This is a genomic window from Aureimonas sp. AU40, assembly GCF_001463785.1.
In the GTDB taxonomy this organism is placed as follows: Bacteria; Pseudomonadota; Alphaproteobacteria; order Rhizobiales; family Rhizobiaceae; genus Aureimonas.
The window spans coordinates 159989-179744 of the sequence record NZ_BBWL01000042.1 but is presented as its reverse complement, the minus strand read 5'-3'; the positions used below and the strand labels follow the sequence as shown (position 1 = coordinate 179744).

The 19756-nt window shown below is 65.1% G+C and carries 13 protein-coding genes; 9 read left to right on the top strand and 4 right to left on the bottom strand.

Translation table 11 applies throughout. From position 1 onward, the window contains the following. The first annotated feature begins 53 nt into the window (after nucleotides 1-53). Complete coding sequence (locus tag AUL32_RS16995; protein WP_062117425.1) at nucleotides 54-2060, top strand: WecB/TagA/CpsF family glycosyltransferase; 2007 nt, start codon at nucleotides 54-56, stop codon at nucleotides 2058-2060. Nucleotides 2061-2252: 192 nt separating this feature from the next. Here AUL32_RS16995 and AUL32_RS16990 read toward each other — a convergent pair whose 3' ends face one another. Continuing rightward, the gene (locus AUL32_RS16990) at nucleotides 2253-3680 is read right to left on the bottom strand and encodes a phospholipase D-like domain-containing protein (RefSeq protein WP_062117422.1); all 1428 of its coding nucleotides are present in this window, start codon (nucleotides 3678-3680) and stop codon (nucleotides 2253-2255) included. 514 nt (nucleotides 3681-4194) lie between these two features. Between AUL32_RS16990 and AUL32_RS16985 the strand changes: the two genes are divergently transcribed. From AUL32_RS16985 to AUL32_RS16960, 6 genes are all read left to right on the top strand, one after another. Continuing rightward, nucleotides 4195-6501 (top strand): mechanosensitive ion channel domain-containing protein, encoded by a 2307-nt coding sequence (locus tag AUL32_RS16985; protein ID WP_156421512.1) that lies wholly within the window; start codon nucleotides 4195-4197, stop codon nucleotides 6499-6501. Nucleotides 6502-7033: 532 nt separating this feature from the next. Continuing rightward, the gene (locus AUL32_RS16980) at nucleotides 7034-8356 is read left to right on the top strand and encodes an ABC transporter substrate-binding protein (RefSeq protein ID WP_062117504.1); all 1323 of its coding nucleotides are present in this window, start codon (nucleotides 7034-7036) and stop codon (nucleotides 8354-8356) included. Nucleotides 8357-8539: 183 nt separating this feature from the next. Then, nucleotides 8540-9403, top strand: a complete 864-nt coding sequence (locus tag AUL32_RS16975) for a carbohydrate ABC transporter permease (protein WP_061975720.1) — start codon at nucleotides 8540-8542, stop codon at nucleotides 9401-9403. 3 nt (nucleotides 9404-9406) lie between these two features. After that, complete coding sequence (locus tag AUL32_RS16970; protein ID WP_062117406.1) at nucleotides 9407-10237, top strand: carbohydrate ABC transporter permease; 831 nt, start codon at nucleotides 9407-9409, stop codon at nucleotides 10235-10237. 13 nt (nucleotides 10238-10250) lie between these two features. After that, nucleotides 10251-11255, top strand: coding sequence for an ABC transporter ATP-binding protein (locus tag AUL32_RS16965; RefSeq protein WP_061975724.1), 1005 nt, complete (start codon nucleotides 10251-10253; stop codon nucleotides 11253-11255). A gap of 227 nt (nucleotides 11256-11482) precedes the next feature. After that, entirely contained in the window at nucleotides 11483-12586 is a 1104-nt protein-coding gene (locus AUL32_RS16960; protein ID WP_062117403.1) for a hypothetical protein, read from the top strand. Nucleotides 12587-12713: 127 nt separating this feature from the next. Here the strand turns inward: AUL32_RS16960 and AUL32_RS16955 are convergent, their stop codons facing one another. Next, on the bottom strand, nucleotides 12714-13544 hold the full coding sequence (locus AUL32_RS16955) for an aldo/keto reductase (RefSeq protein ID WP_062117399.1): 831 nt from the start codon (nucleotides 13542-13544) through the stop codon (nucleotides 12714-12716). Between the two features lie 139 nt (nucleotides 13545-13683). Continuing rightward, nucleotides 13684-14313, bottom strand: a complete 630-nt coding sequence (locus AUL32_RS16950) for an NAD(P)H-binding protein (protein ID WP_062117397.1) — start codon at nucleotides 14311-14313, stop codon at nucleotides 13684-13686. A 143-nt stretch (nucleotides 14314-14456) separates the two neighbouring features. On the opposite strand from AUL32_RS16950, the gene AUL32_RS16945 reads away from it, so the two are divergent. Further along, nucleotides 14457-15572, top strand: coding sequence for a Gfo/Idh/MocA family protein (locus tag AUL32_RS16945; RefSeq protein WP_062117394.1), 1116 nt, complete (start codon nucleotides 14457-14459; stop codon nucleotides 15570-15572). Between the two features lie 68 nt (nucleotides 15573-15640). On the opposite strand, the gene AUL32_RS16940 is transcribed toward AUL32_RS16945, so the two are convergent. Then, the gene (locus AUL32_RS16940) at nucleotides 15641-16099 is read right to left on the bottom strand and encodes an Lrp/AsnC family transcriptional regulator (protein ID WP_062117391.1); all 459 of its coding nucleotides are present in this window, start codon (nucleotides 16097-16099) and stop codon (nucleotides 15641-15643) included. 182 nt (nucleotides 16100-16281) lie between these two features. Here AUL32_RS16940 and AUL32_RS16935 point away from each other — a divergent pair, with 182 nt between their 5' ends. Next, nucleotides 16282-19749 carry an indolepyruvate ferredoxin oxidoreductase family protein gene (locus AUL32_RS16935; protein ID WP_062117389.1) on the top strand — a complete coding sequence of 1156 codons (3468 nt, stop codon included), beginning with the start codon at nucleotides 16282-16284 and terminating at the stop codon, nucleotides 19747-19749. The last annotated feature ends 7 nt before the right edge of the window (nucleotides 19750-19756 follow it).

Here is a 19756-nt window from a genome sequence, read left to right as displayed (position 1 = left end):
GGGTGTCCTTAAGATTTGACGGTCATCATGCCGCCAGACGGAAGGATCGCTGCATGATGTCGACGATCGAGTATCTCGGGATGCGTTTTCTGGACGCCAATCCCTCGGGGGTGCGCGCCGCGTTTCGGGAGGCGCTGAAGGGCGGATTCGGCTATGTCGTCACGCCCAATGTCGATCATGTCGTGTCCTATCATCGCGGCGACGCCGCCCTGCGCGAGGTCTATGACGGCGCTCGCTTTCAGATTTGCGACAGCCAGGTCCTCGCGAAGCTCGCCGCTCTTTCCGGCGTGCATCTGACGCCCTATCCCGGTTCGGACCTGACGCGCGATCTTCTGGAACACCCGCTTCAGCGCGGCGTGCGCATTGCGGTGATCGGGCCGGACGAGGCGGCCTTTCGCGATCTGGAGGCGCGCTTTCCCTCGATCGCCCTTCGTCACGTGCCCTGCGCCGCCCGGCTTGCCGTCGGTTCGGCCGAGTGGCGGGAGACGGTGGAGCGGGCCGTGGCGGCGGAGTGGGACCTTCTCCTCGTCTGCCTGTCCTTTCCCAAGCAAGAATTGTTCGCCCGCGATCTCGGGCTTGCCGGGCGCCAGCGCGGCTTGGCGCTCTGCGTCGGCGCCAGCGTCGATTTTCTGACGCGGCGCCAGATCCGCGCGCCCGAGCCGATGCGGCGGGCGGGCCTTGAATGGCTGCACCGCTTGGTGAGCAATCCCCGGCGCATGGCCGGGCGCTATCTCAAGCGCGGACCGGTGATCTTCGCTTTGGCGGCCGGCGCCTTTTTCAAGGCCAAGCCGGCGGAGCCGGTAGTGCCGGGGCGTCGCCGGGTCCTGTTTTTGACGACCGTTCTGCCGCATGGCCGCACCACCGGCGGCGAAATCGCCTCCATGAACTTCATCAACGGGTTGAAGGCTGCGGGCTGCGAGGTCGAGGTGGTCGGCTATCACCGGCAGGGGCAGGACACCAATCCTCCCCCGGGCTTCCTGTCGCCTCGCGACTGGCCGATCGAAAGCGCGGGTCGGCCGCTCCAGGCAGGCCTTTGGATGGGCCGCGCGCTACTGACCGGTCGGCCTTACTCCGTGCAAAAATATGTCGGCGCGGCGATGAAGCGCTTCGTGCGCCTTCGGCTTCGCACCCGGCTCGCCGATCTCGTCGTGGTCGACCATGCGCAGGCCAGCTGGCTTCTTCCCGCCTTGCCGCGCGAGCAATCGGTGGTGCTGATCGCGCACAATGTCGAGCATCGGCTCTATGGCAGCCATGGCGATGCGATCGCCGGCGCGGCCAAGCCGGGCCTACGGCAGCGGTTGAAAAGCGTGATCTATCGGCGCGAGGCCGAGACTCTTCTGCGGATCGAACGGGCGGCGGTGGCCCGCGCGGGGCAGGTCTGGACCTTATCGGAGGACGACGGATCAGCCTTCGCCCAGCTGGAACCGGGCAGGGTGGTTCGAACCTTCGGCGTTCCCGGCCAGGCGTTTCGCGGGGCCTCGCAGCCGCTGCCGGACCCCAGCGTCGATGTCGGGCTTCTCGGTAGTTGGAACTGGGACGTGAACCGCGCCGGTCTCGACTGGTTCTTGGCGAACGTCGCGCCGCGCCTGCCGAGGCATCTTCGGATCGTCGTCGCAGGGCGAAGCCATCATGCGCCGGGAACGTCGCTCGGCCCGGTTCGCTTCGCCGGCTTCGTGCCGGATGCCGGCGCCTTTCTACGAAGCTGCGCGGTGGTGGTGATCCCGAGCACCGTCGGCTCGGGCATTCAAATCAAGACGATCGAGACGTTGGGCCTCGGTGTGCCGACCGTCGCCACATCGATCGCGCTGCGCGGCATCGACGATCCGCCGCTGGACCTTCGTGTCGCCAACGGCGCCACCGACATGGTGAGTGCCATTCTGGAAGCGTTGAACACGCCGAGGCCGGACGGGCGCGACGGTGCGGCTTGGCGGCTGGCCCGCGAAACGGCGTTCCAGGCGGATGTCGTCGCCGCGCTGGACGGGTTGCTCTGCGTGAAACGAGGGCCGGAAGCGCAAGCGACGGAACCGGCCTGGGTTGCCTTCGAGGGTATGGTTGTCTGAGCAGTGGCCCCTTGGCCTCTCCTGCGCCGATGATACCACCTTGCAGCCGTTGCGTGCATGGGAGCCATGCGCTGGAAGGTGTGGCTCACGCGGCTGGAACATGGTTCAAGGGACTTGCAACACTTCCTCCCAGAACGTTGCATTGCTAGAGCCCGCTCTGTCCTCCCCAGAGCGGGCTCATTTGTGTCCGGATCAGGCGGGCTTGGCCTTTCGCCAGTTGCGGGGCTTCAGCCGTCGGAACAGACCGCGCTTCTCGAACCCTTCGAACATCTCGTCCGGCCCTTCCGGGTCCAGAACCTCGTTGTCGGCCAGCCATTGCTCCATGCCCGTAAGCTCCGGTCGCTCATAGGGGCGAAGCGTCTTGCCTTCGCCGCGCAGCGCCTCGATCGTGGCGATCAGCGAGCCGGTGCGCTCGAGCTGGGCCGTCACGACATCGCGCTTTACGCCGAGATGTTCGGCGAGCAGATCGTCCCGCAGATGGAGGATCGTCGGCCCCTTGTCGAAATTGCCCGGCAGCGAGGTGTCGATCGTCACGTCGCATTCCGTGTCGAGGCGCATCGAGCGGTTGTTGAGGTTGGAGGAGCCGACGCGCAGGATGCGATCGTCGACGATCAGGATCTTGGCGTGGACATAGATCGCGTCGCCTCCATCGGTGAACGGGTGGTAGATGCGGAAGCGGCCATGCCTGTCGTGTTGGCGCAGGACCTCGTGCAGGCGCGCGCGTGCCGTGTCCATCGCCAGCGGTTCCAGCCAGCCCTGCGCGTTCAGAGGGTTGATGAGGACGATTTCCGGCCCGTCCTCCTCGTCCAGCCGCTTGGCGATCGCCTCGGCGATGCGGCGCGATGCGAAATATTGGCTCTCGGCGTAGATCGTCCGGCGTGCCGAGGCGATCTGATCGAGATAGAGCGTCTCGATCTCGGTGATCGGCCCATGGGTGTGCGAGGGCGGGCTCGATCGCGACACGGCCATTCGCACATTCTCGAAATGCGGCTTCAGTTTCTCGGGCCACGGGTCGTAGGTGCGGCCCAGCGGCTCCATCGGTCGCCCGCCGGCATCGTGCCAGCGGTCGCGCGCGACCTGCGCCAGCGCCAGCGCCATCGGGCCGTCCACGGCTGTCGTCGCGTCGTGCCAGGGTTTGTGCGGCTTGCCGCTGACCAGAAGCCGGCGCGGATCGTGATGGACGTGCTCGCGCGTGTCCCAGCGCTCCTCCGTCACGTCGATGCCGCCGCAGAAGGCCAGGCTCTCGTCGATCACGACGATCTTCTGGTGATGCGAAGCGCCGGGCGGATGGGTGCTGTCGAGCTTGGTGTGGATGCGCCGATGACTCATCCATTTCATCACTGTGAAGAGGGTGGAGCCCCGCACCAGCGTCTTCAGGGCGCCGAGGTCCCAGCGCAGGAGATAAACCTCCAGGGCCGGGTTCTGGTCCACAAGCCAATAGATGAAGTCACCGACCTTTTCCGGCGCGTTGTCGCCTTCCGGCCGGCCAAGGCGAATGCGCGCGTCGAAATCCCAGCCCACCAGGACGATGCGGCGTTTGGCGCGCAGCATGGCCGCGCGCGCGTGAACGAAATATTCGTCCGCATCCACGATCAGCGCGGCGCGATGGGCCTCCGCCACGCAGAGGCAATTCCCGCCAGGGCGAAATTGGACTGCCTTCGCTGCGTCGAGAGAGTGCGGTGAGGCGGATTTCGGTTCCGAGGCGCGACCGTGCATGACATCCTTCGGTGCTTCTTCACTATGGCCTGTCCTTAAGCGAGCGACGGCCTGTCCTTAAGCGAGCGACGCCTCGCGGTAATGACAGGTCCGAACCCTCGCGGATCCGTGAGCAAAGATGCGGCAAGATGCGTAAGGGGCAAGCGGCAAAAGGGGGAGCGACCGATCTCCACCGCCTGATCCGGCTGCTCACGCTTCGGTGATCCTTAACGCTGTCTTCCTCCGAGGCTCGATCTTCGGCGAACTCTCGCCACGCTTATGTTGCAAGGCAACAGAAACGACTCCCCGACGTTTCCAACCATCTCGCCGCCGGACCAAGGCGAGAGGAGAGAGACCGACGACGCTCTGACCCGACCAAGCTCCCGAACGGCGCTTTTGCGTGGGGAGCCGGTTCGACGCGAAACCGAACGAGGACCTCTTGCTGAAACGACTTGTCGCGATCGCGGCCCTTTATGCCCTTGTCATCGCCGCGCTACCGACCGCCGCGCTGGCCCAGATCCCGATGATCCCCGGCCTGACCAGCGGAGCGGCAAAGACGCCGCAGACCGAACCAACCGCTGCCGCGACCGATCCGCAGGCGGACCGCGAGGCCTTGCAACGGGTGATCGGCCTCCTCTCGGACGATGCGCGCCGCGCAGCCTTGCTGAACGAGCTGCGCTCGCTCGAGGGCGCTCTGCCCGCCGGCAAGGGGGAGGCCGCAAAGGCGGGTGCGGACGGGGCACAAGGGGCTCCGGCCGAACCCCCGGCCGGGGGCGAGAAAGCCCCCATCATCGGAGAAAAGGGGTTGATCGGCGCGATTTCGTCGAGCCTTGCGGAAAGCGGCGAGGCGGCGCAGACGACATCCCTCGGCGCGCCTGTGGAGGAGAAGCTCACCCAGGCGGCCGACGAGCTTCAATCGCGCATCGACAGTTCGTTCGGCGGCAAGGCGACGCTCGATTTCTTGACCTGGGCGCTGCCCGGCGCCGTCGTGGTCGTCGGCCTCTACGTGTTCCTGTTTCGAAACCGCTGGCTGCGTCGGCGGCGCGAGCTGCAGCAGCGCCCGACCGGCACGGGCTTCCAGATCGCGCGCCGGATTGCACAATGCGTGCCCTTCGGCGTCGTGCCGCTCCTGATCGTGGTGGGCGCGGCCTCGGCCTGGGCCGCCGCCTTCGCGCCGACCTGGCGGGATGGTCGGCTGTTCGTCGCCCTGTTCTCGCCGCTCTTCGCCGCGCTCGTGACGCGCCAGCTTCTCTATTATATGCTGATCGCGCTTGGCCCGACGCGCGGCTGGCGGCTGATCGGCTATGCGCAACGCCGCCTCCTGCGCTGGGTGTCGACGCTGGCCGCCCTTGCGGCGACGGCGGCGATCCTTCGCGAGTTCAGCCTGCGAACCGTGGTCGGCTTCAACGTCGCCGACGTCGCCTCGCTGGTGATCGACCTGTGCCTTGCTGTTCTGACGGCGGCCTTCATCCTTCGTCACCGGCTGACCGTGCGCAGTCTTCTCATTCGCGGCCATCGTGAGGGTAGGGCGAAGGATCGCTCGTCCGGCGTCCTGTCCTCGGCCTTTCGGGGCCTCGCCACGTCGTGGCATCTCGTGGCGCTCGCCTTCGTGGTCGCCAATGTCGTCGCGCGTCTGACGGGGACGGGCAACGGCATGTTCATTCTCGAAAGCACGGCGGCGCTTCTCTACATCTTCGGCGGCTTGGCGCTGCTGGCGGTGGCCAATGCCGGCTTCAGGCGTCTGTCCGGCAATATGAGCCGAGGGCGCATCACGTTGCGGAGCGCGGTGACGCGGCGCTATCTCGATATCTTCCACCTGCTCTTGCAGATCGCGGTCGCCGCCTTCGTGGTGGTGCAGGCGGTGGATGTCTGGGGCTTCGACCTCGCCGGCTGGCTCGGCTCCGAGCGAGGCCAGCGCTTCGTTCAGCCCATGCTCTCGCTCGTCATCGTACCGGCCGTGATTTACGCCATCTGGACGACGATCGACACGGCCGTCACCCATCTCCTGGAGCCGACCGACAGCCGGGGCCGGGCGCGCACCCGTTCGGGCCGCATTCGCACGCTGCTTCCGCTTCTGCGCAACCTCGTCTTCGTGGTCCTATCGATCGTCACCGTTATCGCCATGCTGGCCAATATCGGCGTCGACGTCACGCCGCTACTGGCCGGTGCCGGCGTCATCGGTCTGGCCTTCTCCTTCGGCGCGCAGCAATTGGTGCAGGACGTCATCACCGGCTTCTTCATCATCTTCGAGGACACGATCGCGGTCGGCGACGTGATCTCGACGGGCGATCGGACCGGAACGGTGGAGGGGTTGACGATTCGCACCGTGCGCATCCGCGATGGCAACGGCGCCTTGCACTCGGTTCCATTCAGCCAGATCAAGGCGCTGCAGAACAACTCGCGCGGCTTCGGCATCTTCCCCCTCAACGTGTCCATCGCCTTCGGCTCGGATGCGGACCGGACCATGGAGATCATGCAGGAGGTCGGCCGCCAGATCCTGACCGATCCCGTCTTCGGGGTGGACATGCTGGCGCCGTTGGAGATTTGGGGCGTTGACGGCTTCACGCGGGAAGGCGTCGTCATCAAAGGCGCGATTCGCTGCAAGCCGTTGCAGCAATGGAGCGTTGGGCGGGAGTTCAATCGCCGCCTGAAGCGGCGGTTGGACGAGGAGCAGATCCGCTTCTTCGCCGCCGAGCAGCGCATCGCCGTTCACGAGGACGGGCAGATCCGCCTTGCGACGAACTGAGGTCGAGCGAGCATGATGCGGCCTGCGATGCGCTTGAGGCGAGTGAGGAGCCCAATCTTCCTTGCCTACGCGTCTTCGCGACCGCTGTTGAACACGCCATCATCTCGTCTCTGGATTTGGGGTCCTCCCGCGATCGGCTTCGGCCGATCGCGGGAGGATTCCGTACCGGTTGGGAAAGCGAAGGCAGACTGAGATTTTCCTGTATAATGGGCGTTCGGTCTGGACCGGCCTTTTCACCTGAGGTTACATGGCTCGAAATTGCTGCGTCGAAGGGTGGACCTGTCCTTCCTTTGGGGCAGGGCGGTCAGAGCGAGGCTTGGGAAGGGCGGTTGAACCGCCGTTCAATCCGACGGGGATTGCGGGTGACGGAATGTTATGTCGCTCTTGCGTTCAAACCGCAGATCGGTGCCAATGTCGCTCGCACGGCATCAATTCGTTCGCGATGGAGTCGAGGCCATCGTGAGTCGCCAGCTGAGATCATCTCGGAACAAGGGCCCCGCACGGGGCGTCAGGGAGGAAAATCGATATGCGCATGGGAAAGATGAACTGTTTCGTAGCGGCCGCGAGCCTGCTCGCGCTTGCCGGCAATGCCAATGCGCAGCAGCCGACGACGCTGACGATCGGCACCGTCAACAACAATGACATGATCGTCATGCAGAGCCTGACCGGTGAGTTCACCAAGGCTCATCCGAACATCCAGGTGAACTGGGTGACGCTGGAGGAGAACGTCCTTCGCCAGCGCGTCACCACCGACATCGCGACCAATGGCGGCCAGTTCGATATCATGACGATCGGCACCTATGAGGTTCCGATCTGGTCCAAGAAGGGCTGGCTCGCGCCGCTCGACGCGCTCGGCACAGACTACGACGCCGACGACCTGCTGCCGCCGATCCGCGCGGCGCTCTCGACGGACGGTAAGCTCTTTGCGGCGCCGTTCTACGCCGAGAGCGTGATGACGATGTACCGCAAGGACTTGCTCGACAAGGCCGGCCTCAAGATGCCGGAGAAGCCGACCTGGAGCTTCATCGCCGAAGCGGCGGAGAAGATGACCGACAAGTCGGCCGGCGTGTATGGCATCTGCCTGCGCGGCAAGGCCGGCTGGGGCGAGAACATGGCGTTCCTCGGCAACATGGCCCGCTCCTTCGGCGCCAACTATTTCGACGCGACCTGGAAGCCGCAGTTCGAGAGCGACGGCTGGAAGAAGGCCGTCGCCCTCTATGTCGACCTGATGACGAAGTACGGCCCTCCGGGTGCCGCTTCCAACGGCTTCAACGAGACGCTGTCGCTCTTTGGCCAGGGCAAGTGCGGCATGTGGATGGATGCCACCGTCGCGGCGTCCTTCGTCACCGACCCGAAGCAGAGCCAGGTGCCGGACAAGGTCGGCTTCGCCCCGGCGCCTTGCGGCATCGACAACTGCCCGAACGACGGCGCGAACTGGCTCTGGGCTTGGTCGCTCGGCATTCCGGCTTCGTCGCAGAAAAAGGAAGCGGCCGAGACCTTCGTGTCCTGGGCAACCTCCAAGGCCTATCTCGACCTCGTCGCAAAGGAAAAGGGCCTCGCCAACGTTCCTCCGGGTACGCGTCAATCGCTCTACAAGAACGCCGACTACCTGAAGGCCGCGCCTTTCGCGCAGCAGACGCTGAACTCCATCAATAAGGCCGATCCGTCCATGGGCGAGAACAAGCCTTATGTCGGTCTCCAGTTCGCTGCCATTCCTGAGTTCCAGGGTCTCGGCACGGCTGTCGGCCAGCAGATGGCGTCCGCCCTGTCGGGCTCGACGACCGTCGATCAGGCGCTCGCCGCCGCGCAGGCGCAGGCCACGCGCGAGATGACACGCGCCGGCTACATCAAGTAAGCTCCGAATCGATCCTCCGGCCGGCCCTGTGCCGGCCGGAGGATTCATATGTCGTCGTCGGATGATCGGGAGACATTTGCCGGCCTGAGACCTGTTCGGCCGGCGCACGCGTGGCGCCGAGATCGCGCGCTATCCATCACCAGCCCGCACGGAAGAAGGCGGGCGCTTCGCCCGGGGGGAACTATGGCGACAACGCATACCAAATCGGTCGCGCGCTGGATGATGGCGCCTTCGGTGGTCGCACTGTTCATCTGGATGATCGTGCCGCTCGCCCTGACGCTCTACTTCTCGACCCTGCGATACACCTATTACGACCCGATCACGCCCTTCGTCGGCATCGAGAACTACACCTACTTCCTGTCCGATCCGCGCTTCATCAGCGCCTTCCAGAACACGCTGATCCTCGTCGCCGGGGTGCTCGCGATCACCATGATCGGCGGTGTTCTCATCGCGCTCCTGCTCGATCAGGCCTTTTACGGCCAGACGGTCGTGCGGCTTCTCGTGCTCGCCCCGTTCTTCGTCATGCCGACCGTCGCCGCTCTGGTCTGGAAGAACATGATCATGAACCCGGTGAATGGTGTGATCGCCTGGGCACTGACCACCGTCGGGCTGCAGCCGATCAACTGGCTGACGGACCATCCGCTCCTGTCGATCATCATCATCGTCGCCTGGCAGTGGCTGCCCTTCGCCACGCTCATCCTCCTGACCGCGCTTCAGTCTCTCTCGGAAGAGCAGAAGGAAGCGGCCGAGATGGACGGTGCCGGCCCGATCTCCTCCTTCTTCTACATCACGCTGCCGCACATGAAGCGCGCCATCACCGTGGTGATCCTGATCCAGACGATCTTCCTGCTTTCGATCTATGCCGAAATCTTCGTCACCACCGGCGGCGGCGAGGCGTCCTCGAACCTGCCCTTCCTGATCGCCTCGATCATCTCGCTGGAAGGGGATGTCGGAACGGCGTCGGCGGGCGCCATTGTCGCGGTCGTCCTCGCCAATATCGTGTCGATCTTCCTCGTCCGCCTCGTCGGCAAGAATCTGGAGGCCTGATCCATGGCGCGCGCTGTTTCCAACCGTCAGAAGATTTTCACGACCGTGGTCGCCTGGGTCGTCGGCTTCCTGATCTTCTTCCCGATCCTGTGGACGATACTGACCTCGTTCAAGCCCGAGATCGAGGCGATCGCCATTCCGCCGAAGTTCCTGTTCTTCAACTGGACGACGGAGAACTACGCGGCCATTCAGGAACAGAGAAACTACTTCTCCTTCCTGATGAACTCGATCTACCTCTCGCTCGGCTCGACCTTCCTCGGCCTCGTCTTCGCGATCCCGGCGGCTTGGGCCATGGCCTTCTCGCCGACCAAGCGCACCAAGGACGTGCTCTTGTGGATGCTGTCGACCAAGATGATGCCGGCCGTGGGCGCGCTCGTGCCGATCACCATCCTGTTCCGCACGCTCGGCCTGCTCGACAGCCGGCTCGGTCTGATCGTCGTCTTGACGCTGATCAACCTGCCGATCGTGGTCTGGATGCTCTACACCTATTTCAAGGAAATACCCGGTGAGATCCTGGAGGCGGCCCGCATGGACGGCGCCAACCTGCGCCAGGAGCTGTTCCGCGTCCTGGCGCCGATGGCGGTGCCGGGCATCGCCTCGACCATTCTGCTGAACGTCATCCTGGCCTGGAACGAGGCGTTCTGGACGCTGCTGCTCACAACCACGAACGCCGCGCCGCTCAGCGCCTTCATCGCATCCTTCTCCAGCCCACAGGGGAATTTCTACGCCAAGCTTTCGGCGGCCTCGACGCTTGCAATCGCGCCCATTCTCATCATCGGATGGTTCTCGCAGAAGCAGCTCGTGCGTGGCCTGACCTTCGGCGCCGTCAAGTAAGGGAGTAGACGACATGGCATCGATCCAACTCAAGAACGTCAGCAAGCGCTTCGGCGAGGCCGTGATCATCCCGGACCTGAATCTGGATATTCGCGACGGCGAGTTCGTGGTCTTCGTCGGGCCGTCCGGCTGCGGCAAGTCCACCCTGCTGCGCCTTATCGCGGGCTTGGAGGACACGTCGGACGGCGTGATTTCGATCGACGGGCGGGACGTCACCAACGTGCCGCCGGCCGGGCGCGGCCTCGCCATGGTGTTCCAATCCTACGCGCTCTATCCCCACATGAGCGTCGGCGCCAATATCGGCTTTCCCCTGAAGATGGCGGGCGAAAGCAAGGACGTGATCGACCGCAAGGTTCGGGCGGCGGCGGCCACCCTGAACTTGACCGACTATCTCCAGCGCAAGCCGCGCGAGCTTTCGGGCGGCCAGCGCCAGCGGGTGGCGATCGGCCGGGCGATCGTGCGCAGCCCCAAAGGCTTCCTGTTCGATGAGCCGTTGTCCAACCTAGACGCGGCGCTGCGCGTCAATATGCGCCTGGAGATTTCCGAGCTTCACGCGCAGCTGAAGACCACGATGATCTACGTGACGCACGATCAGGTCGAGGCCATGACCATGGCCGACAAGATCGTCGTCCTGAACCGGGGCAACATCGAGCAGGTCGGCTCGCCGCTGGAACTCTACAGCAACCCGCGCAACATGTTCGTGGCCGGCTTCATCGGCAGCCCGAAGATGAACTTCCTTTCGGGCGCGGCGGCCGCCAAGCACGGCGCCAACACGATCGGAGTGCGCCCCGAGCATCTCGCCATCTCAAAGGACGGCGGCGAGCTGAAGGGCACGGCGGGGGTGTCCGAGCATCTGGGCTCCGACACGTTCATTCACGTGCGTCTCGACAATGGCGAGCAGGTGACGGCGCGCGGCCTCGGCGACTACCGCGTCAGCCATGGTGATCCCGTCTACCTCACGCCCGAAGCCAACCGCATCCATCGCTTCGACCAGTCCGGTCTCGCCGTCGCGGCTTGAGCCGGAATAGAGGCGCAAGGGCCCAGACTTTGCAAACGTGACTCGGAGTTGATAGGGCGGCAGCGATGCCGCCTTATTTCATTTCCGAGGCGGGGTTCGGTCCGGCAAACGCATCGCAGGGCGACGCCGTACCGCGCTCGGAGAAGAGTCGGAACGATGGTCACGGACAATCCATTGACGTTCTCGCCTCGGTGACATAGTCGGCCGCAAGCAGGAGAGGGACGACCATGGCCAACAGGCAGGATCGACGTTACGCGGCCAAGCTGGCGCGGCAGGCGGCGAAGGGGGATCGTTCACCCGCCGCCAAGGCTCTTCTCAAGGCGGCGGCCGATTTCATGGCGGACCGGCCCATCGAGATCGACTTCTCGATGGAGGACATGGATCGGGCCTGGGATCGTCTGAAGCCTGTTCTCTGGGATCAGCTCGAAGAGGATTTTCCGCTTTTCCGACGCGCGCTGTTCGACGACGCGGCATCGCTTCAGGTGACGGCGACGTCGGCGGAGGGCGAGGAGATCGCCCTCGACATTCAGACGGTTCTGTTCCCGGTCGTCGGAAAGCGCGCGACGCTTGAGGCCTTCGCCGCCGACGAGGCGAAGCTTGCCGGGCTCGCCCGATCCTTGCGCGAGTCCGGCGTCGTGCCGGAGCGTTCGTCCGTCGCGATCATGCCGTCCGTCATCGCGGCCTTCTCCGCTGATCTCGATCTGTCGGGTCCGGATCTCGTCTATATGCTGACGAAGTCTCTCGCCGAAACCCTGCTGACGCCGGACGGAGCGGACGGAGCGCTGACATTCGAGGAAAAGGCCGACATGGTTCTCGAATGGATGCCCTCGCTGATGCCGGAAACGGACGGCGAAGGCGAGGTGTCGGGTTTCCTCGTCGGCGTCGTGGCGGTGGAGATCGACACGACGGAATTGTCGGAGGACGAGCTCGAAGCGCAGGACCTCTCCCTTGCGGCCGCCGGCCATGCCTGGGCCGACACCTATGCTTCCGATCTTCCGTTCCGCTTGGGCGGGTTGTCGCTCTGGTCCGATGCCGGCGTCGCGAGCGCCTGGCACAAGGTAGCCTGCGACATCGACGCGGAGATCGAGCGCCGTGGGCTGCCACGCGAGATCGCCGAGGTCCACGCCTATCTCGAAGGCGGGGTCGAGGAGTCACTCCTCGCCGTGCGGTGCGGCGTGACGATGCTGGGTCCGTTTAGAGTGTCGAACAGGCTCGTCTTTACGGATGTGGATGGTTTCGCGGCCGAGGCGGAAAGCCTCGGAGGCGAGCTCATCGAGTACGAGCGCGCCGAACCGTTGCTGAAACTGATTGCGGCAACGGGGGCTCGGTAGAGGAAAACCAGAGCGCGATCTTGTCCGTCGATCCTCGTACGGCCTTTTTGGATCGACATTTTTCTCAGTGAACGGCGTGGGGGGCAGGCGAGAGGCCTCGCCCCCCACGCCGAGACAAGCTTCCGGTTCAGAACTTCGCGGTCATCGGATCGGAACCGATGCGGCCGTCGCTCGCGTCCAGCGCGGCGATGGCCGACAGGTCATCCGCATCGAGCCGGAAGTCGAAAACGTCGAGATTTTCGGCGATGCGGCTCGGCGTCACCGATTTCGGGATGACCACGAGCCCATTGTCGATGTGCCAGCGAATGATGATTTGCGCGGGCGTCTTGCCGTGCCGTTGCGCGATTTTCGCGATCGTGCCGTCCGAGAGCAGCTGGCCTTGGCCGAGCGGGCTCCAGGACTGGGTCGCGATGCCGCGCGCCGCATGGGCCTCGCGCAGGGCGCGCTGCTGAAAGCGGGGGTGAAGCTCGATCTGGTTCAGAACGGGCGCGACGCCGGTCTCGCCGATCAGCCTGTCGAGATGCTCGGCCGTGAAGTTGGAAACGCCGATGGATTTCGCCCGGCCTTCCTCCCTCAGGCGAATGAATGCCTTCCATGTGTCCACGAAGAGACCGCGTGCGGGCGAGGGCCAGTGGATGAGGTAGAGATGGACATGATCCGTGCCGAGCCGCTTGAGGCTTTCCTCGAATGCGCGCAGCGTGCTGTCGAAACCCTGATTCTCGTTCCAGAGCTTGGTGGTGAGGAAGACGTCGTCTCGCGTCACCGATCCCTTTCGTAGACCCTCACCGACGCCGCGCTCGTTCTCGTAGATCGCGGCCGTGTCCACATGGCGATAGCCGACATTCAGGGCCTCGGCCACCGCGCCCGTGGCCGTGTCGTCCGGCACTTGCCATACGCCGAGGCCGACCTGCGGGATGGACCGGCCATCGTTCAGGGGGATCGAGGTCTGTTCGCTCATCGCATCGTCTCCAGTCGATCTGCCCGCCGCCTGTGATTGGTCAGGCGGACTTACGGAAGCTTCCGAAGCAGACAGTTCGGGCGGAACGGGGAAAAGTCGAGAGGGCCAGCCTCGCTTGCCGTGCGGCGGCTGGCCGATCTCACGCGAGCTCGGCCGACCGGACGATGTGAAGACCGGGACGGGCGGTGAGGACCGCGTCGAGAAGCCGGCTGGCGATGCGCTCGGCCGGATTGATGCGCAGAGCCTTGGGAAGGATCGGTCCGGCCGCGCCGGCGAGCGTAAGCGCGATGCGCTCCATCGCGCGATGCTCGGACCGCTCGCCGCCGATCAGCCCCGGCCGTAGGATCGTCGCGGACGAAAAGCCCAGTTCCTTCACCGCCTGTTCGGTCTCGCCCTTGACCCGAGGATAGAGAAAAGGCGAGCCGGCGTTGGCGCCTGCTGCTGAAACGAGCGCAAGGGTCGGCGTGCCCTGCGCGCGCGCCAGCCGCAGGGCGCTGAGGGTGAGGTCATGATCGACATGCCGGAAAGCCGCTGCCGAACCCGCCTTTCTTCGCGTCGTTCCGAGCGCTGAGATTACGGCCTCGGCTGCCCACCATTCCGCCTGCTCGGGAAGGTGCTCGAAGTCGATCTGCGCCGCCCGCAGTTTTCCCTGCGCGGGAATGGCACGGCGTACGGGCGCGATGATCTCTGTGAGGCGAGGATCGCGCAGCGCCTGCTTGAGAACCTCACCGCCGACCAGACCCGTCGCGCCCAGCAAGAGAAGCCTCATTCCCGTCCCTCCCTCGTTTGGCTCTGCTCACCTTAGAAGCCGCGCCACGAGGGCGCCAAGCAATCCCTCGGGAACAATCGCGCGGTTGCATCTCTTGGCCCTTCATCACGAAGCGAGCCTCGTTTCTCAGCACGGAAGAAAGAATGTTCGGAAGTCACAAGAAGGTCCGTTACGCCGTCGTCGCGGGCGGCCAGATCTCGCAGCAGGCGTTCATGCCCGGCATCGCCCGCACCAGCAATTCGGAACTGACGGCGCTCGTCACGGGCGATCCGGTGAAGGCCGACAAGCTGGCCAAGCTCTACGGCATCAAGGCCTGGAGCTACGAGCAGTATGGCGAACTGCTCGCCTCGGGCGAGGTGGACGCGGTGTATGTCGCGACCCCCAATTTCCTGCATCTCTCCTATGCCGTCCCGACGCTCGAAGCCGGCATCCACGTTCTTCTGGAGAAGCCCATGGCCGCCAGCGTCGAGGAGGCCGAGGCCATCCTCGCCGCGCAGAGGAAGGGGGGCGCCAAGCTGATGATCGCCTATCGCCTGCATCACGAGCCGGGAACGGTGGAGATGATCACCCGCGCCCGCAAGGGCGAGTTCGGCGAGTTGCGCAGCTTCGTTTCGACTTTCACCCAGAACATCCGCGAGGAGAATTCGCGCGGCCACAACGGCTATTGGTGCGGCCCGGTGCCGGACATGGGGACCTATCCCTTGAACGCCGTGCGCAACCTGTTCGGTCTGGAGCCGATCGCGGTGCATGCCGTCGGGACCAAGACGCCCAGCCGCGGTTTCAACTTTCACGATACGGTGGCGGTGACGCTACTTTTCCCCGGCGATCGCGTCGGGCAGTTCACGGTGAGCTACGCAACCGCACCCTCGGAATCCTTCGACCTCGTCGGCCGCACGGCGAGCATCCATGCCTCGCCCTGCTTCATGTTTGGGCCGAGCACCGGCATCACCTATGTCGAGAAGACCGACGCTGGCGAGACGAAGCACGAGTTCGACCCGGTCGAGCAGTTCGGAAACGAAACCGAATATTTCTCCGACTGCATCCTGAACGACCGCCAGCCGGAAGCCGACGGCGAGGAGGGCCTCCTCGACATGCGCGTCCTCGCCGCCGTCGAACGCTCCTTGGAGACAGGGGAAACGGTGATGCTCGAGCCGAGGACGCGCGATCGCCATGTCGAGCCGGACCAGGCGCGCAAGCTGAAGCCGGCGAAGGCGCCGAGCGAGGACGAGATGATCAACATCATTCCGCAGTCGGCTTAGGCGAGTTTTGAACAGGCGGCGCGCGCGGTGTGTTTCGCCGCGCCGCCCGTTCGCCGCCTGAAGCGTTGTCAAACCGGAACGTAGGTCGAGGCCTTGACCCGCTTCAAGGTGAAACTCGTGCTGATGGAGCGCACGTTCGGCAGTTCCGTCAGCGCGTTTTTCACGGTCGCCTCGTAGTCGCGAACGCTGCGCGACACGACCTGCAGGAGATAGTCGTGCTCGCCGCTCAGCGAATAGCATTGGAGGATTTCGGGCACGTCGGCGACGGCCTTCTCGAACTCCTGCAGGCGCTCGCGTCTATGCTCGACGATCCTGACGAAACAGAACACCACGATATCGAAGCCCACCGCTTCGGGGTCCACGAGGTATCGCTTCTCGCTGACGATGCCGGCGTCCTGGAGCCTTTGGAGCCGGCGCCAACAGGGCGTGTGGCTGAGCCCGGTCTGCTCGCCGAGCTCGCGCATGGTCAGATCGGGCTTCTGCTGGATGACCCGAAGTATGCGCCGGTCCGCGTCGTCGATCTCCATCGGCGGGGCCTCCCGTCCCCTTGGATCACAGCCTGTCACCTCTGGTGGGCGCTCGGGAGGATGCGGTCCTCGGAGAACGTATCATTCTGGGACAGAATCGCGAAATGAGTTTGAAACGGCTCTAAAAGAGGGACCGTGGCCTCTTCGCATCGTGCCAACGTCATGATGCTGGGAGGCACGTCATGACCAAGTTTCTGACGCTGGACGACAAGTACACGGCGGAGCAGGGCTCTGTTTTCCTGACTGGTATCCAAGCTCTGGTTCGCCTGCCGATGACGCAGATGCGGCGGGACCGGGCCGCTGGCCTCGACACCGGCACCTTCATCTCGGGCTATCGCGGCTCGCCGCTCGGCGGCTACGATCAGCAGCTCCTCAAAGCCCGCAAGTTCCTCGACCAGCATGACATCGTCTTCCAGCCCGGCCTGAACGAAGATCTCGCTGCGGCGGCCGTCTGGGGCAGCCAGCAGCTTCGCCTCTCGCCAGGGGCGAAGAAGGACGGCCTTCTCGGCCTCTGGTACGGCAAGGGGCCGGGTGTCGACCGCTGCGGCGACGTGTTCAAGCACGCCAATGCCGCAGGCACCGCGCGCCATGGCGGCGTGCTGGCCATTGCCGGCGACGATCACACCTGCAAGTCCTCCTCGATCCCGCACCAGTCCGACCACGCCTTCATCTCGGCGGTGATGCCGGTTCTCTATCCATCGTCGGTTCACGAGTTCTTGGAACTCGGCCTGCTCGGCGTCGCCATGTCGCGCTATTCCGGCTGCTGGGTGGGTTTCAAGGTCATTTCCGAGACGGTGGAAACCTCGACTGTCGTCGATCTCGCGCAGGAGAAACGGCAGTTTGTGCTGCCCGGCGATTTCGACCTGCCGGAGGGCGGTCTGAACCTGCGCTGGCCCGACCCGCCGCTGGTGCAGGACGAGCGGTTGCAGGAACATAAGGCCTATGCCGCCATCGCCTTCGCGCGCGCCAATGGCGTGGACCAGGTTGTGGCGGACAGTCCGAACGCGCGCTTCGGCATCGTCGCCTCCGGCAAGGCCTATGAGGATGTGCGCCAGGCGCTGGCCGAGTTGGGCCTGCGCCAGCCAGAATGGGACGCGATCGGCCTGCGCTTCTACAAAGTGCGCATGCCCTGGCCGCTGGAGCCGCAGGGCATCAGGGCCTTTTCGCAAGGCCTGGAGGAGGTGCTGATCGTCGAGGAGCGGCGCGAGATCATCGAAAACCAGATCAAGCAGCAGCTTTTCAACTGGCGCGCCGACGTGCGACCGCGCATCATCGGCAAGTTCGACCACGACGACCATCCGTTCCTATCGCTTTCGGCGGGGCTGACGGTCTCCACCGTCGCGCGGGCGATCGCCGATCGTGTGCTGCGTCTCGACTTGCCGGCCCCCCTTGCCGCGCGCATCCGCGAGCGGCTGGCCGTCGTGGAGGCAGCGGAGGCGCGCGGCAGCGCCCACACGGCGCCGGTGATCCGCCTTCCGCATTACTGCCCCGGATGCCCGCACAACACCTCCACTCGCGTGCCGGAAGGCTCCAAGGCGATGGCCGGGATCGGCTGTCACTTTATGGTCCAGTGGATGGACCGCAACACCGAAACCTTCACCAATATGGGCGCGGAGGGCGTGCCCTGGACGGCGATCGGGCGCTTCACTGAGGAGCGTCACCGCTTCGTCAACCTGGGCGATGGGACTTACTTCCATTCCGGTCATCTGGCGATCCGCCAGTCCGTCGCCGCCGGTGCGAACATCACCTACAAGATCCTTTACAACGACGCCGTCGCCATGACGGGCGGCCAGCCGATCGACGGCGTGCTGACGCCGCAACAGATCACGCATCAGATGCAATACGAGGGCGTCGCGCGCATCGTCCTCATGTCCGACCGGCCGGACGTCTACAGCCCGACGGAACTGGCGCCGGGGACCGAGATTCGACACCGCGACGAGATCGACGTCGTGATGCGTGAGTTGCGCGAGGTGCCGGGCGTCACGGTGATCGTCTACGAGCAGACCTGCGCCGCCGAGAAACGGCGTCGGCGCAAGCGCGGCACGGCGGTCGATCCCGACATCCGGCTCTGGATCAATCCGGCCGTCTGCGAGGGCTGTGGGGACTGCTCGCAGACCTCCAACTGTATCGCGGTGGAGCCGGAAGAGACCGAGATGGGGCGCAAGCGCCGCATCAACCAATCCGCCTGCAACAAGGACCTTTCCTGCGCCAAGGGCTTCTGCCCGTCCTTCGTCACCGTGCGCGGCGCCAAGCCGAAGCGTCGCGAGGCGCTGGGTCGCCCGGATACCGCCGCGCTGCCCGAGCCGACGCTGCCGGAGATCGACCGCGCCTGGAACATCGCCGTCACCGGCGTCGGCGGCAGCGGGGTCTTGACCATCGGCGCGCTGCTCGGCATGGCCGCGCATCTGGAAGGCAAGATCCCGATGATCCTCGACATGGCGGGTCTCGCCCAGAAGGGCGGCGCCGTTCTCAGCCATGTGCGCATCGCGCGGGCCGACCGGCCGGTCGCCGCACCGCGCATCGCGGCGGGGGGCGCCGATCTGCTTCTGGCCGCCGACTCCGTCGTGGCGGCGTCGAAGGACAGCATCGTCCTTTGCGATCCCGCCCGCACCCACGCCGTTCTCAACACGCGGACCATGCCCGTTTCGGATTTCGTGCGGCAGCGCGACTTTGACTTCAAGGAAGCGGCGGTCGAGCGCACGGTGGAGCGGGCCGTCCGCCACCGCGAGAATTTCCGCAATTTCTCCGGGCTCGCCGTCGCTCTGTATGGCGACGAGATCGGGGCCAACATGCTGATGCTGGGCTACGCCTGGCAGAAGGGCTTGGTGCCGCTGGAGCGCCAGTCAATTACCCAGGCGATCGAGATCAACGCGGTTTCGGTGCCCTTCAACCTCGCGGCCTTCGACTGGGGCCGGATTCTGGCCGACGATCCCGCCGCGATCGCGCATCTGATGGAGGATGAGGAGCGCCCGAAGCCTCTGGCGGAGATGACCAACGAGGAAATCATCGCCCATCGCAAGGCGCATCTCACCGCCTATCAGAATTCGGCTCTCGCGCGGCGCTACGGCAAGCGGGTGGAGCGCTTCGCACGCGCCTCTGCGCAATGGGACGAGAAGGGCGATCTCGCTCGCGCCGTCGCCATCGGCTACGCGAAGGTGCTGGCCTACAAGGACGAGTACGAGGTCGCGCGCCTTTACAGCGAACCGAGCTTCCGCGAAGGGCTCCAAAAGACGTTCGACGGCTCCTTGCGCCTATCCCTCAACCTCGCGCCGCCCATGCTGCCGGGCACGGACGCCAATGGGAGGCCGAAGAAGCGCGAGTTCGGCGCCTGGATACTGCCGGTCTTCGGCCTGCTCGCCCGCTTCAAGCGTCTGCGCGGCACAGCGTTCGATCCGTTCGGGCGCACGGCCGACCGCAAGCTCGAGCGCCGGCTCATCGCGCTTTACGAGGCTGATCTCGATTTCGCCGAAGCGCACGTGTCTCCCCTGACCTTTGCCCCGACCAAGGCGCTGCTGGGGCTGGCCCAGGACATCCGCGGATTCGGCCCGGTGAAGGAGGCGGCCTTCGAAAAGGCCATGGCGAGGCGCGAGGCGCTGCGCGCCGAGATCGAGGCGGCGCGGGGGGCGCTGGTGGCGATCGCGGCGGAATGAGTTCGAG

What these genes read in the sequence shown, in the direction of transcription:
- AUL32_RS16940 (WP_062117391.1), bottom strand. Translation starts at nt 16,099, where the DNA reads ATGGAGATCGACGACGCGGACCGGCGCATACTTCGGGTCATCCAGCAG.
- AUL32_RS16965 (WP_061975724.1), top strand. Translation starts at nt 10,251, where the DNA reads ATGGCATCGATCCAACTCAAGAACGTCAGCAAGCGCTTCGGCGAGGCC.
- AUL32_RS16945 (WP_062117394.1), top strand. Translation starts at nt 14,457, where the DNA reads ATGTTCGGAAGTCACAAGAAGGTCCGTTACGCCGTCGTCGCGGGCGGC.
- AUL32_RS16970 (WP_062117406.1), top strand. Translation starts at nt 9,407, where the DNA reads ATGGCGCGCGCTGTTTCCAACCGTCAGAAGATTTTCACGACCGTGGTC.
- AUL32_RS16995 (WP_062117425.1), top strand. Translation starts at nt 54, where the DNA reads ATGATGTCGACGATCGAGTATCTCGGGATGCGTTTTCTGGACGCCAAT.
- AUL32_RS16950 (WP_062117397.1), bottom strand. Translation starts at nt 14,313, where the DNA reads ATGAGGCTTCTCTTGCTGGGCGCGACGGGTCTGGTCGGCGGTGAGGTT.
- AUL32_RS16975 (WP_061975720.1), top strand. Translation starts at nt 8,540, where the DNA reads ATGGCGACAACGCATACCAAATCGGTCGCGCGCTGGATGATGGCGCCT.
- AUL32_RS16960 (WP_062117403.1), top strand. Translation starts at nt 11,483, where the DNA reads ATGGCCAACAGGCAGGATCGACGTTACGCGGCCAAGCTGGCGCGGCAG.
- AUL32_RS16935 (WP_062117389.1), top strand. Translation starts at nt 16,282, where the DNA reads ATGACCAAGTTTCTGACGCTGGACGACAAGTACACGGCGGAGCAGGGC.
- AUL32_RS16955 (WP_062117399.1), bottom strand. Translation starts at nt 13,544, where the DNA reads ATGAGCGAACAGACCTCGATCCCCCTGAACGATGGCCGGTCCATCCCG.
- AUL32_RS16980 (WP_062117504.1), top strand. Translation starts at nt 7,034, where the DNA reads ATGGGAAAGATGAACTGTTTCGTAGCGGCCGCGAGCCTGCTCGCGCTT.